Raw genomic sequence first — 13290 nt, 5'->3', positions numbered from 1 at the left:
AAATAATTGTCGGTGAGACGGTGGGGTCATGTTGGACGTCACGGTGATCGAGGACCCGGCCGCCGCCGCCGCGTCACTCGACCCCATCAGGGCAGGGATCCTTGCCGAGCTGGCAGCGGGGCCCGCGTCGGCCGCGATGCTCGCGGGCCGGGTCGGGCTGCCCCGGCAGAAGATCAACTACCACCTCAAAGCGCTGGAGCGGCACGGGCTCGTCGAGCTGGCGGGGGAGCGGCGCAAGGGGAACGTGACGGAGCGGCTGATGCGGGCGTCGGCTGCCTCGTACGTCATCTCGCCGACCGCCCTCGGCGCCGTCCAGCCCGATCCCGGGCGGGCAAGGGACCAGCTCTCCGCTCGGTGGCTCCTCGCGGTGGCCGCGCGGCTCGTGCGGGACGTCGGAGCGCTGATCACGGGGGCGGCGAAAGCGCGGCAGGGGCTTGCCACGTACGCCTTGGACGGCGAGGTCCGGTTCGCGTCGGCGGCGGACCGGGCGGCGTTCATCGCGGAACTCACCGACGGCGTCGGGAACTTGATCAGCAAGTACGGCGCGGAGGCGGGGGCCGAGGGCGGCCGGGACCACCGCGTGGTGGTCGCCGTGCACCCCTCGGTCCGCGACCCGCAGCAGGCTCCCCCGGCGGGCCACGCCATGGACCCGCAGCCCCCCACCCCCGCAGAAAGCAGCAACGGAGTCGCACAGCACAGACGGAACCGCACCCCTAGGGAGTCGCCATGACCACCGGCAAGGAGTTTGAGATCGCGCGGGAGTTTGAGGTCGACGCCTCGCCCGCGGAGGTCTGGGACGCGCTCACCACCGGCACCGGCGGCTGGCTGTGGCCCATGGAGTACGAGCCCCGGGAAGGTGGCGCCGCCCCCTTCGGCGGCACCGTCACCCGCTGGGAGCCCTCGCGCCGCCTCACCGCCCGCGTCGAAGACCCCGCGGGGCTCCCGCCGGGCCAGACCGTCAACGAGCTCGACCACACCATCGAGCCCCGCGACGGCGGCCGGCGCTCCTGGGTGCGCTACGTGCACAGCGGCATCCTCACCGAGGACTGGGACAACCAGTACGACGGGGCCAGCAAGCACACCGACTTCTACCTGCACACCCTGCGCGAGTACCTGACGCACTTCGCGGGGGACTCCGTCGTCTTCACCACCCTCGACGCCCCCGCCCCCTCCGCGGCCCCGGACGCCTTCGCCAAGCTGGGCCGCCGCCTCGGCCTCCCGGACGACGCGGCGGAAGGCGCCCGCGTGCGCGTGGACGCTCCTGGCGGTGAAGTCCTCGACGCGGTGGTCGACTTCCGCAGCCGGCACTTCATCGGCCTGCGCACGGACACCGCGCTCTACCGCTTCTTCGGCCGCAACCACTTCGGCGCCCCCGTGGGCATCAGCGTCCACGACTTCGCCCCGCAGGCGGACGCCAAGCACACCGAAGTGGCCTGGCGGGACTGGCTGCACCGGCTCTACGCGTAGCCGGCCGACGGGCCCGGCGGCGCCGCCGTAGAACGGTGCTGCCGGGCCCGCGTCATCCCTCCGGCCCTACGGCCGGAACCGCAGCACCTGCGGGTCATGGTCACTGTTCTGCTCGGCGAACTCCGCGTTGATGTGCACGCTGTCGAAGGAGAAGTCGCCCTTGCCGCCCACCCCGGGACTGGTCAGGATCTGGTCCAGGACCTGGGCGTTGCCCTGGTAGACGTACGAGTAACGCTCAGCCCTCGCAAGGGACTTGACGGCCGACTTCAGCGCGCCGCCCGCCTCAAGGGCCTTGGTCGTCGCCGAGAATTCAAAGTCGTTCACGTCCCCCACGACCACCACGTCGGCGTTCTTCTGCACCTCGCGGACATCCCGTACGAAGGAGTTCACGGCCTCGGCCTGCCGCAGCCGCTTCGCCTCCGAGGACCGCACCGGCGGCTGGTGCTGCGACGTCAGACCCTCGTCGCCGCCCTTCGACCCGAAGTGGTTGGCGACCACGATCACACTGCGGCCCCGGAAGCTGAACTCTCCGGCCAGCGGCTTGCGGCTGTCCGCCCAGGCGGTGTTCGCCGGGTCGACGCGGCCGGGGGAGAGGGTCAGCGCGGCGTGCTTGTCAGAGGAACGTACGACACCCGTGCCCGTCGTCGCGTCCCCGGCGCCCCGGTCGGTGAAGGAGACCCGCTCGGGGTTGAAGAGGAACACCTGGCGGATGTTGCCGCCCGGCTCCCCGCCGTCCTTGTTGTTCTGCGGGTCGATGGACCGCCACGCGTACCGGGGCCCGCCCGCCGCGACGATCGCGTCCGTGAACTTCTTCAGGGTCGCCTCCGCGGAGACGGTCCCGTCGTTCTTGGCGCCGTTGTCGTCCTGGATCTCCTCCAGGGCGAGGATGTCGGGCGATGCGAGGTTCGAGACGACGGCCCCGGCCAGCGCGTCGAACTTCGTCTGCGGGTCGGTGGGGTCGAGGTTCTCGACGTTGTACGTCGCGACGGCGAGCTCACCCTTGGCCTGCCGCCGCGTCTTCTCCCGTTCGAGGCCCTTGTCCGTGACCGTGCCGAGAGTGCGCGCGGCGAGGGTGTAACCGCCGAACTGGTTGAAGTCCAGAGGGCCTTGGGCGCCGCCGGAGAGCACATCGCCGACGTTCGCCTTCGGGAAGGGCTGCTCGGCCAGGGGGGCGAGCTGCTGGATCTGGAGGCGGCCGGTGTTCTGGTCGGCGTAGGACCCGTAGACCGCGCCGCCCCGCCGGGCGGCGTTCTCGTGCGGCTTCACCGTGATCCACAGCTCCGCGTACGGATCCGTGGCGCCGACCACGCGCGAGGTGCCGACGCGTACGTTCATGCCCTCCAGGGACTCGTACAGGTCGAGGGCGTACGAGCGGGGCCGCAGCACCAGCGCGTTGATGCTGCCGCCGTTCGCCGGGTCGCCGTCGGGTGCGTACGCCGAGGGCACCGACTTGGCGTTCACCGTGACCGGCGCGGGCAGCGCGTTGCCGGACGACTCGACCGTCACCGTCGGCTTGGTGAGCTGGGTGAGGGACTGGTTGCCGGAGTTGGCGCCGCCGGGGACGTACTCGCCGACGGTTCCGGAGACACGTACGGCGTCTCCGGCCTTGACCGTCAGGGCGGCCGACCCGGTGAAGACGAAGATGCCCTCGCTGGTCGCGGGGTCGGTGTCGGCCTTCGTGTCCTGGATCCAGAAGCCCTTGGAACCGTAGGAGCGGACGCCCGTGACGATGCCGGTCACGTCCGTGACCTGCTGTCCGGCGAGGGGCGAGAGACGGGTGGTGCCCTGGATGTCGTGGACGCGGACCTGGTCGGCGGACGCGGACGAGGAGCCCGCGGCGAGCAGACCGGCCGCGAGAGCGGTGGCCACGACGGTGGAGACGGCGGCGGATCTCACGGTGGACCGGGTGGCACCGGATATGTGCGGCATGCGAAGACTCCGGGAGGTAAGGGTGAGGTGCGGGAGGCAAGTGTGAGGTGCGGGCAAGGAGGTGAGGGGCGGACGGACGCAGCACGCCGGACCAGCGGACATCCGGCGCTCTACGCGCGTCAATCTCTTGCGTGGCCAGGGGAGTTGTCAAGGTTCGGCGGGTGTTCTCGCCGTGTATGTCTTCTGACAGGGACATGAACCGGGCGGCATGCGTCCAAATCCGTCTAGGCTTCGTCCCAGCCGACCCTTCCCCAGGCTCTCGACCCCGTTCGAGCAGGGGAGGCCCCATCCTTCGGAGGAGAACCAGCCGATGTCCGTAAGTCCCGCCACCCTGCCGCCGGTGCTGCTGCACTCCGAAGCGGAACTCGCGCGGGCCGCGCTCGCCACTCCGCTGCTGTCCCGCGCCGCGCGGCTCGCCCGCTGGGCGGGCCCCGGGACGCGGGTCGGGGCGGCCGGCGAACTCATCGAGGAGCAGCTGCCGGCCGCCGCGGCGGAGCTCGGCCTTGCCGCGGACGACCCGGACGCCGCCGCGTACGCGAGCGAGGCGTGGCGGGTGGCCGTCGACACGGGCCTGGTGGACGTCACGGACGGGGACGAGGCGGAGGGGGAGGACGCGCTCGGCACGGTGACCGCGGGCGAGGACCTCGCCGCGCTCACCTCCGGCAGCCCGCAGGACATCCTCGGCGTCTGGCTCGCCGCCCTGGACACCGTGTACGCGGACGCCACCGTGCCCGACATGGACAACCTCCTGGACGTCCTGGAGGAGAAGGGCGAGGTCGACTTCGAGGAGCTCGGCTGGGACCCGCAGGCGGAGGCGGACTTCCTGGACGGCGTACTCGGCAACCTCTACCTGCTGACCGCGGGCGACGCCGGGGCGGGCGAAGGCCCCGTACCGCTGCCCGCGCTCGCCGCGTCGATGATCGTGCCCGACGACATGGGGGAGCCGACCGACGACGTCCTGGAGCAGGTCTCGGACGCGATGATGAAGCTCGACGACCAGTTCCGGCTCTTCGAGCCGCTCGGGCTCGTCGAGTACCAGCCGGTCGACGAGGCGCTCATGGTCGACATCGACGAGGCCGAGGCGCCGCTGCCCGCCGACGACGAGGACGTCACGCGCTACGGCATGGTCCGTCTGACGCCGCTCGGCGTCTACGGCGTACGGGCGCGGATGCTGGAGGCGGGCGTGGACGCCCCCGCGGTCGGTGATCTCGCGGACAAGGGCGCGGACACGCTGCTCGACGGGACGGCCGGGTTCCCGCAGGCCGCCGCGGAGGCCGAGATCCAGCTGTGGCTCGCCCGGCACGAACCGCTGGGCGCGGCACGGGAGTTGCTGGCCGCCGCGCGGGGCGCGGACGAGGGGGCGCCGCTGCGGCGGCTGAGGTGCCAGCAGGCGCTCTCGCTGGTGGGCACCGAGGCCGAGCCCGCCCTCCGGGAGGTGCTCGACGACGCGGAGCTCGGCGGTCTTGCCCGGGTGTGGCTGGCCGAGCACGGGGCCGCGGACGTGCCCGCGCCCTCCGAGGCGCTGGTCTTCTGGCTGACCATCGACACGATCGCCGCGCAGCTCGCCGCCGAGGGCAACTCGGACGAGCTGCAGGGCCTGGTCGAGGGGCTCTCCGAGCAGCACAGCGGGTTCTTCGCCGCCGCGTGGCGGGTCGAGCACCCCGCCACCGCGGAGGTCCTTGAGGCGATGGGGCGGCTCCACCCCGACAAGAAGGTGGCGAAGGAAGCCAGGAAGGCCGCCTTCAAGGCGCGTTCGCAGCACGGGATCTGACACCGGCCGGTGAGCCGCACGGAGTACCGGGCGGGCCGGACTTTCCGGCCCGCCCGGCAGTCGTGTCAGCTCAGCACTGATACTTCGTCGTGTGCTTGAACGACGACGTCGCGCCGTCGAAGCCGTACGTCCCCCGGTACGCCGGAGGGTTCTGGTAGTCGCCGACGATCGTGATCGTGTCGGCGCAGGAGCCCTGACCCGTGCGCTTGGCGTCCAGGCGCATGTTGTCGCCTATGAAGCCACCCGTGATGTCCCACGGTGCGCCGCAGATGCCGGACGTGATCTGACCGCCCGTCACCACGTGCGGATAGGTGTTGGGGTTGTACTTCACCTCGATGGCGAAGGTGATCGCGCCGTTGTGCAGCTCAAGCTTGCAGTCGGTGGAGACCGCCTCTGCGGACACGTCCTGGGGCGCGGCGAACGCCTCGTCACGCGTCTTGACCTCGGCGCCCTGCGGATTGTGGAAACGGCGCTCCGCGCGGGCCTGGCCCTTCTGCTTGCGTGCCTGAGTGGTCATGGAAGCCCTCCTCTCGTGGTGGGTCCGGTCAGGCCAGCTGCTCGGAGACCTCCACCCGCAGCAGCGCGCGGACGTTCTCGAAGTGGTTGAGTACGGTCACCGTCGAGGACCCGGCGAACAGCAGACCCGTCGCGACGTTGTCGAGCGAGGTCACCAGGGACCCCGAGTCGCCGCCCGCCGAGATGCTCGTCGTCAGGATCTGGTCCTTGAAGCGGGCCGTGCCCGCCGTGCCGTAGTTGACGTCGATGGTCGCGTCGACCGCGATGATCCGGCCGAAGGAGATGTTGGTCGTACGGCCGGTCTTCTTCACCAGGTCGCCGACCGCGACGTTCGCCTTGCGGCGCCATGCGCGCGGCGCGCCGCTGAAGTACGTCTCACGCGTCGCGTCCTGGAAGTCGACCGTGCCAAGGGCCGCGTCCACGACGTTGTTGTGCCGCTCCAGCGGGATCTGCGGGGCGAACTGGATCGTGATGAACCGTTCCAGCGTCGCGATGCGGTCGGCGGGGTCCTGGCCGCCGTCGAAGACACCCGGCTGCACGATCGCGCTGCCCAGCTGGGCGCGGTTGGAGTCGGCGAGCACGTGGTTGTTGGAGAGGATGTAGAACTTCGCCGGTACGCCGAGGCCGGGGCCCGGCGGGTCGACCGTGGCGCCGGGCAGGAAGTCGTAGACCACGCTGCCGAGCGTGCCCGCCGTCACGCGCACGTTGCCGACCGAGAAGCCGGAGGGGCACGGACGCATCCGGCGCTTGAGGAGCTGCGGCTCGAACGCGCCGAGCCCGCCGAGTTCTTCGAGCAGGGGCTGCGACAGGCCGGCGAGCTGCTCGCTGACGCTGCCGTCGGGGTCGTACGTCACCGAGGAGCGGTCGTCGGAGCGTCCCGTCCTGCGCTGCTGGCGCTGGGCGGCGACATGGCCGACCGCGACGACGTCGGTGGGGGTGCCGTCGTCCATCTGGCGCGGGATGACGTCGCGCTCAGGAAGCATGGACTCGGGGACCTTCTGGGTGACGAACACGATGACGGCCGGTTCGCCGGTGGGCTCTCCTTCGCTCCACTTCACGCCGTGGCCGAAGCCGACGACGTTGGCCAGCGGAGACTGGGGCCGCAGGAAGTCGGATGTCGCCTGCTGGCGGGAGCTGTCGCTGAGCTGACCGCCGGTGGGTCCTCGCATCATTTCGGGCTGGCTCACGCCAGACCACCTCTTCCCCTTGGGCTGCAGGGTCGGAGTTCCGGTTCGTGCGGTGGGTCGCCCCGCGGACCGATGTCGGTCCTATGGCTTGTCCTGGGCGTCGACGCCACCGATGGCCAGTACACGCACGGGTACACCGTCGAGCACTGCCGGAACCACATCTTCGTCACGGAGCCGGTCACGGGACACCTTGCGGGTGACGAAGACGACGATCACGTCCGTCCCCGCGTTCTCGTCCCTGCCGGTGCCGACGCCGGTGACATTGGCCAGCTTCATCAGCCGGTCCTCATGGAGGCTGCGTGCCTGCTGTGCGTCCACGCGGCTCGCCTCCCCCTACGGGTGATAGGGGATGTCTATTGCCGTGTGGAGGGCGGGTCAAGGCATTCCGCACGAAATCTTGGCCTTACAGGTGATCCGCGCCTGTTGACCTTGTTTACGAAGACTCTTCCGAGTTTACGAAGACTCCGCCGACCAGTGGCTCATGTGCGCAGATGTGAAGCGCCGTTGAGGTCGAGGACCGTGCCCGACGCCCACTCCGCGACCGGTGAGGCGAGCCACAGCACCGCCGCCGCGATCTCGTCCGCCGTGCCCGCACGCCCGAACGGGCTCTGCGCGCGGATCGCCTCACCCTCGTCGCCGCTCAGCCGGTGTGCCACCCGCTCCGTCTCGAAGAAGCCGGGCGCCACCGAAGCCACCGCGATGCCGTGCGGCGCGAGCGACACCGCGAGGGACTGGCCGAGCGCGTGCACCGCCGCCTTCGTCGCCCCGTACGCGGGGTGATCGGGCTCTCCCCGGAACGCGCCGCGCGAGCCGATGTTCACGATCCGGCCACCCGTGCCCTGGTCGATCATGCGGCGGGCCGCCAGATGGCTGAGATTCGCCGTGGCCAGCAGGTTCACCGACACATGCCGCTGCCAGAGCGCCGCCCAGTCCTCGTACGACGTGTCGGCGAGGGGGTGCGGAAGGTTCACGGCGGCGTTGTTCACCAGGACGTCGAGACCGCCGAGCGCGGTGGCCGCCCGCCCGGCGACGTCCGCGGCGCCCGCCGCGTCCGACAGGTCGCCGCCCACCAGCGCATGGCCCTCACCCTTGAGCGAGGCGAGCGTCTCGCGTGCCTCCTCCTCGCGCGAGCCGTAGTGCACCGCGACACGGTCGCCGTTCTCCGCGAAGGCCTGCGCGAGGGCCCTCCCGAGGCCGCGTGAGGCCCCGCTGATCAGGATGCGGCGATCGGTGGCCGGCAGGTTCATGGAAGGAAGCCCCTCGACGTCGGACAGCGTTCAACCGCTGTTTATACGTGAGCGGGAACGTGACGCCGACAGCAGCCCGGCCGAATCCGCGCACCAGGAGACATCATGTCGCTCACCCGCAGGGACTTCGCCAGACGCTCCGCGCTCACCGGCGCCGGCGTCGCGCTGGCCGGCAGCGTCGGCGCGCTCGCCACCGCGCCAGGCGCGCTCGCCGCCCAGGAGACGACCGACGCCGACGCCGACACTGACGCGCTCGGCGGCGCTCCCGGCTACGGCCCCCTCGTCCCCGACCCGGAGGGCCTGCTCGCGCTGCCCGCCGGATTCTCGTACCGCGTCCTGACGTACAGCGGCAGGACGAAGCTGGAGAGTGGCGAGTTCACGCCCTCCAACCACGACGGCACGGCCACCTTCGAGGGCCCGCGCGGCACGACGCTGCTCGTCAACAACCACGAGCTGGGCGGCCCCCGCTCCAAGTGGCCGCACCCCGTCCCGCTCACCGAGGGGCTCGTCTACGACCCGGCCGCGTCCGGCGGCTGCACGGTCGTCGAGGTGCGCCGCGACGGACACGTCGCCGAGTGGGTCGGCATCGCGGGCACCGCCACCAACTGCGCGGGCGGCAGCACCCCTTGGGGCACCTGGCTCACCGGCGAGGAGACCGAGGACCGGGCAGGCCACAACGGCATGACCAAGGACCACGGCTACGTCTTCGAGGTCGACCCCCACGACAGGCGGGCCAACCGCGCCCCCAAGCCCCTCAAGGCGCTCGGCCGCTACGCCCACGAGGCCGTCGTCGTCGACCCCAAGCGAGGCCACCTCTACCTCACCGAGGACGCCTCGGGACCCAACGGCCTGCTCTACCGCTGGACCCCGCCGCACGGTTTCCGCCACGGCCGCGGCAAGCTGCGCACGCTGGCCGACGACGCGGGCGTCCTGAAGGCCCCCAAGTGCTATGACTCCGGCGGCCGTTTCGTGGACGACCTGTCCCGCGCCACGAAGACCGGCACCGTGTACGGCGTGGACTGGGTCGAGGTCCCGGACCGCGACGCCCGCACTGTCTCGGTGCGCGAGCAGTTCGACGACGGCGACATCACGCGCGCCCGCAAGCTCGAAGGCATGTGGTGGGGCGACGGCGGCGTCTACATCGTCGCCTCGTTCGCCCGCGACGAGAGCCCCGTCCAGCACGACGGACAGGTGTGGTTCTACCACCCGGCCCGCCGCACCCTCACGCTCAAGGTCCTCCTCGGCGTCAACAAGGACCCCGACAAGGACGGCGCCTTCGACGGCCCGGACAACATCACCGTCTCGCCGTACGGCGGCCTGGTCATCGCCGAGGACGGCGACGGTGTCCAGCACCTCTTCGGGGCGACCGACCGCGGCCGTACGTACCCGATCGCGCGCAACGAACTCAACGCGGGCACCCCCGAGAAGCCCTCCTACAGCGAGTTCACCGGCGTCACGTTCTCGCCCGACGGCAAGACGCTCTACGCCAACATCCAGACGCCCGGCATCATGCTGGCGATCACCGGGCCGTGGCGGCGTCAGCGTCACTGAACGGAAGGGTGCGCGGCGGGTCAGGGTCCGCCGCGCACCTCTCGCATGTCTGCCCCGTCCGGACCGTCAGGACTCTTGCCCGCTCCAGGAATTGGTATCTAACATTTCAGTTCATGGGAGCCATGCAACCGGTCCGCCGCACCCTCCTCAGGGATCAGGCGTACGCATCGATCCGTGACGCGATCGTCGGCGGGGACCTCCCGCCGGGCAGCGTCGTGCGGGACGCCGACCTCGCCGCCTCGCTCGGCCTCTCCCGCGCGCCCGTCCGCGAGGCGTTCTCGCGCCTCGTCGACGAGGGCCTCCTGGAGACCAAACCGCAGAGCCACACCCGTGTGACGTCGCTCGACGCGGGCGGCGTCAGGGACGCGGCGGCCGTCGTCCGCGCCATGCACGAACTCGCCGCACGGGGCGCGGTGCCCCGGCTCGAGCCCTCGCACCTCTACGCGATGCGGGAGGCCAACCGCCGGTTCACCGTGGCCGTCGCGTCCGGCGACGTGGAGGGGGCTCTGCGGGCCGACGACGACCTGCACGGCGTCCTCGTCGAGGCCTGCGGCAACAGCGCCGCAGCCGCCACCATCGCCCGCTACACCCCCCTCATCCGCCGCCTGGAGAGGCAGCGCTTCGGCCAGGGCGTGACCTGCGGCTCCGCCGAGCTGCACGAGCGGCTGATCGACGCCTGCGCCGACGGCGACACGGAGGCGGCGGTGGCCGTCACCACGGAGATCTGGCGCGTCCTGGAAGAGCTCCCCCACCCCTGAATCCGCCGGAGGACTTATGCGCACGCCCCTCGACTCCTACGCCCGCTACCCCCTCCTCTTCGGCCCCTCGCCCGTCCACCCTCTGGACCGCCTCACGCACCACCTCGGCGGCGCCGCGCTCTGGGCCAAGCGGGAGGACTGCAACTCCGGCATCGCCTACGGCGGCAACAAGACGCGCAAGCTGGAGTTCCTGGTCGCCGACGCCCTCGCGCAGGGCTGCGACACCCTCGTCTCGATCGGCGGCGTCCAGTCCAACCACACCCGCCAGGTCGCCGCCGTCGCCGCCCGCGCCGGGCTCAGGTGCGTGCTCGTCCAGGAGAGCTGGGTCGACTGGCCCGACTCCGTGTACGACAAGGTCGGCAACATCCTCATCAGCAGGCTCGCGGGCGCCGACATACGCCTCGTACGCGCCGGATTCGGCATCGGCGTCAAGGAGAGCTGGGAGCAGGCGGTGCGCGAGGTCGAGGAGGCGGGCGGCAAGCCGTACGCGATCCCGGCGGGCTGCTCCGAGCACCGCCTCGGCGGCCTCGGCTTCGCGCGCTGGGCCTATGAGGTCGCCGAGCAGGAGGAGGAGCTCGGCGTCTTCTTCGACACCGTCGTCGTCTGCTCGGTGACCGGGTCGACCCAGGCGGGTATGGTCGCCGGGTTCGCCGCACTGGCGGAGGAGGGCGCCCGTCCCCGCCGCGTCCTCGGCATCGACGCCTCCGCCGACCCCGACCGCACCCGCGAGCAGATCGCCAGGATCACCCGTGGAACGGCCGAACTCATCGGCGTACAAGCGGCGGTGAAGGACGCGGACATCGAGCTGGACGCGCGCTATCACGCGGGCACCTACGGGCTCCCCGACGAGGCCACCCTCGACGCGATGCGGCTGGCGGCCCGCACGGAGGGCATGATCACCGACCCCGTCTACGAGGGAAAGTCGATGGCCGGGATGATCGATCTGGTGGACAGGGGAGAGATCGCCCGCGACGCGACCGTCCTCTACGCCCACCTCGGCGGGCAGCCCGCCCTGAACGCCTACAGCGCCTTGTTCTGATGCTTCTGGTGACCGGGAGGCGGCGGAGCCCACCGGGCACAGATGTGCGCGTGGTGCCACGGAACAACTACGCACCGCAATGGGAAACCGTCGATTGTGTGTCGGTTTGATGCCGATGTGAGGACCGTGTGAGCTCGGAGCATGGTGCGCCGGGGTTCGGAGGGCGCATACTCGGAACATGACGAGGCCCCCCGGTACCCGACGCCACCTGCCGAACAGTCCTTTCAACGTTCCGCCGCCCCCCGCACCGCCCATCGAGCAGTTCGCCGTGGGCGACCGGGTGTCGCACGATCAGTACGGACTCGGACGCATCGTCGGAGTCGAAGGCGAGGAAGCAGTGGTCATCGACTTCGCAGGTCGCCAGGGCAGGTTCCTGAGCCCCTATCCCAAGCTGTCCAAGCTCTGATCCGACGTACGCCAGCGCGCGCGTCCCCAGCACGACAAGGGGCGGTCGGCGGGAAGGTTCACCCCTTCCCCGCCGACCGCCCCTGCGCGTGTCCGGGCGGCGTCCGCGCGGCAGTGTGGTGTCCGTGCGGCGGCTACAGCGCCTGGGCCGCGGCTACAGGGCCTGCGCCGCGGGCTTCACCATTCCGCGCACGGTCCGTGACTTGACGAAGTCACCCATGCCGGTCATTTCCCACTCGCCCGTGAACTGCTTGATCAGCTTGGCCATCATCACGCCCGTCTGCGCCTCGGCGTTCGTCAGGTCGAAGCGGACCAGCTCCTCGCCCGACGCCGCGTCCAGGAGGCGGCAGTACGCCTTGGCGACCTGCGTGAACTTCTGGCCCGAGAACGAGTTCACCGTGAAGACGAGCCCCGTCACCTCCTGCGGCAGGCGGCCCAGGTCCACGACGATCACCTCGTCGTCACCGCCGCCCTCGCCCGTGAGGTTGTCGCCGGAGTGCTTGATGGCGCCGTTGACGATCGACAGCTTGCCGAAGTAGCAGCTGTCCACGTGGTTGCGTTGCGGGCCGTAGGCGATGACCGAGGCGTCCAGGTCGATGTCCTTGCCGCCGTACGCGGGCTCCCAGCCGAGGCCCATCTTGACCTGCGAGAGCAGCGGCTTGCCGCCCTTGACCAGGGACACGGTCTGGTTCTTCTGGAGGCTGACCCGGCCCTTGTCCAGGTTGATCTTCCCGGCGCCGGGCGCGGGGGCGGCCGGCGCCGGGGGAGCGGCGGGTGCGGCCAGCCGCGGGTCCGCCACCGGCGGGGGCGGGCCCTGCACCGGGGCGCCGGACGGGGGCGCCATGGGCGCGGCGGGCGCGGCGGCGGCCGGAGCGGCCGGGGCCGCGGGCTCCTCGACCGAGACGCCGAAGTCCGTCGCGATGCCGGCCAGGCCGTTCGAGTACCCCTGTCCGACGGCGCGCGCCTTCCACGCGCCGTTGCGCAGATAGACCTCGACGATCACCAGGGCGGTCTCGCCGCCGAGCTGCGGGGGCGTGAACGTGGCGAGGACGGAGCCGTCGTCCGCGTTGCGGATGGTGGCGGTGGGCTCGACGCCCTGGAAGGTCTGGCCCGCCGCGTCCGGGCTCGCGGTGACGACGATCTTCTCGATGCCCGCGGGCACGGCCGTGGTGTCCACCGTGATCTTGTCGGGGGTGGTGCCGCCGCCGGACTGGTAGGTCACGCCGGGCCCCGAGGGCTGGTTGAAGAAGATGAAGTCGTCGTCGGAGCGCACCTTGCCGTCGGCGGTGAGCAGCAGGCCCGACACGTCGAGCCGCACCGGTGCGGCGACGTCCACCGCTACACGGGTGGCGGTGAGGGGGATGTTCGAGCCGGGTGTCATAGCGGTCATGCATGGGGTAACGAACGTCCCGGCTTTGCC

At 71.2% G+C, this 13290-nt stretch carries 13 protein-coding genes; 7 read left to right on the top strand and 6 right to left on the bottom strand.

The window, feature by feature from the left end; translation table 11 throughout:
- The first annotated feature begins 28 nt into the window (after nt 1–28).
- Both ACGFX9_RS00645 and ACGFX9_RS00640 read left to right on the top strand, forming a co-directional pair.
- Nucleotides 29–730, top strand: a complete 702-nt coding sequence (locus ACGFX9_RS00645) for an ArsR/SmtB family transcription factor (protein WP_393463023.1) — start codon at nt 29–31, stop codon at nt 728–730.
- Nucleotides 727–1467 carry an SRPBCC domain-containing protein gene (locus ACGFX9_RS00640; protein WP_393463022.1) on the top strand — a complete coding sequence of 247 codons (741 nt, stop codon included), beginning with the start codon at nt 727–729 and terminating at the stop codon, nt 1465–1467. Before ACGFX9_RS00645 ends, ACGFX9_RS00640 begins: the two co-directional genes overlap by 4 nt.
- A 66-nt stretch (nt 1468–1533) precedes the next feature.
- Here the strand turns inward: ACGFX9_RS00640 and ACGFX9_RS00635 are convergent, their stop codons facing one another.
- A complete protein-coding gene (locus ACGFX9_RS00635) occupies nt 1534–3396 on the bottom strand; it encodes an endonuclease/exonuclease/phosphatase family protein (RefSeq protein ID WP_393463021.1) in 1863 nt (620 codons plus the stop codon).
- Between the two features lie 310 nt (nt 3397–3706).
- On the opposite strand from ACGFX9_RS00635, the gene ACGFX9_RS00630 reads away from it, so the two are divergent.
- The gene (locus ACGFX9_RS00630) at nt 3707–5167 is read left to right on the top strand and encodes a hypothetical protein (RefSeq protein WP_393463020.1); all 1461 of its coding nucleotides are present in this window, start codon (nt 3707–3709) and stop codon (nt 5165–5167) included.
- Nucleotides 5168–5237: 70 nt separating this feature from the next.
- Here ACGFX9_RS00630 and ACGFX9_RS00625 read toward each other — a convergent pair whose 3' ends face one another.
- The 4 genes from ACGFX9_RS00625 to ACGFX9_RS00610 all read right to left on the bottom strand — a co-directional run bounded on the left by ACGFX9_RS00625 (nt 5238) and on the right by ACGFX9_RS00610 (nt 8117).
- Nucleotides 5238–5684 carry a hypothetical protein gene (locus tag ACGFX9_RS00625; RefSeq protein WP_393463019.1) on the bottom strand — a complete coding sequence of 149 codons (447 nt, stop codon included), beginning with the start codon at nt 5682–5684 and terminating at the stop codon, nt 5238–5240.
- A 28-nt stretch (nt 5685–5712) separates the two neighbouring features.
- Nucleotides 5713–6870, bottom strand: a complete 1158-nt coding sequence (locus ACGFX9_RS00620; protein ID WP_393463018.1) for a hypothetical protein — start codon at nt 6868–6870, stop codon at nt 5713–5715.
- A gap of 81 nt (nt 6871–6951) precedes the next feature.
- Complete coding sequence (locus ACGFX9_RS00615) at nt 6952–7188, bottom strand: hypothetical protein (RefSeq protein WP_393463017.1); 237 nt, start codon at nt 7186–7188, stop codon at nt 6952–6954.
- A 161-nt stretch (nt 7189–7349) separates the two neighbouring features.
- On the bottom strand, nt 7350–8117 hold the full coding sequence (locus ACGFX9_RS00610; RefSeq protein WP_393463016.1) for an SDR family NAD(P)-dependent oxidoreductase: 768 nt from the start codon (nt 8115–8117) through the stop codon (nt 7350–7352).
- Nucleotides 8118–8222: 105 nt separating this feature from the next.
- Between ACGFX9_RS00610 and ACGFX9_RS00605 the strand changes: the two genes are divergently transcribed.
- From ACGFX9_RS00605 to ACGFX9_RS00590, 4 genes are all read left to right on the top strand, one after another.
- Nucleotides 8223–9668 (top strand): alkaline phosphatase PhoX, encoded by a 1446-nt coding sequence (locus ACGFX9_RS00605; protein WP_393463015.1) that lies wholly within the window; start codon nt 8223–8225, stop codon nt 9666–9668.
- 113 nt (nt 9669–9781) lie between these two features.
- Complete coding sequence (locus tag ACGFX9_RS00600; RefSeq protein ID WP_393463014.1) at nt 9782–10426, top strand: GntR family transcriptional regulator; 645 nt, start codon at nt 9782–9784, stop codon at nt 10424–10426.
- Nucleotides 10427–10442: 16 nt separating this feature from the next.
- Entirely contained in the window at nt 10443–11465 is a 1023-nt protein-coding gene (locus tag ACGFX9_RS00595) for a 1-aminocyclopropane-1-carboxylate deaminase (RefSeq protein ID WP_393463013.1), read from the top strand.
- A gap of 178 nt (nt 11466–11643) precedes the next feature.
- Nucleotides 11644–11871 carry a CarD family transcriptional regulator gene (locus tag ACGFX9_RS00590; protein ID WP_249590658.1) on the top strand — a complete coding sequence of 76 codons (228 nt, stop codon included), beginning with the start codon at nt 11644–11646 and terminating at the stop codon, nt 11869–11871.
- Between the two features lie 153 nt (nt 11872–12024).
- Here ACGFX9_RS00590 and ACGFX9_RS00585 read toward each other — a convergent pair whose 3' ends face one another.
- Nucleotides 12025–13251 (bottom strand): TerD family protein, encoded by a 1227-nt coding sequence (locus ACGFX9_RS00585; RefSeq protein WP_393465476.1) that lies wholly within the window; start codon nt 13249–13251, stop codon nt 12025–12027.
- Nucleotides 13252–13290: the final 39 nt, after the last annotated feature.

It is taken from the genome of Streptomyces sp. NPDC048436, from assembly GCF_043200355.1.
GTDB lineage: Bacteria > Actinomycetota > Actinomycetes > Streptomycetales > Streptomycetaceae > Streptomyces.
This window is presented reverse-complemented; position numbering and strand designations above follow the sequence as displayed.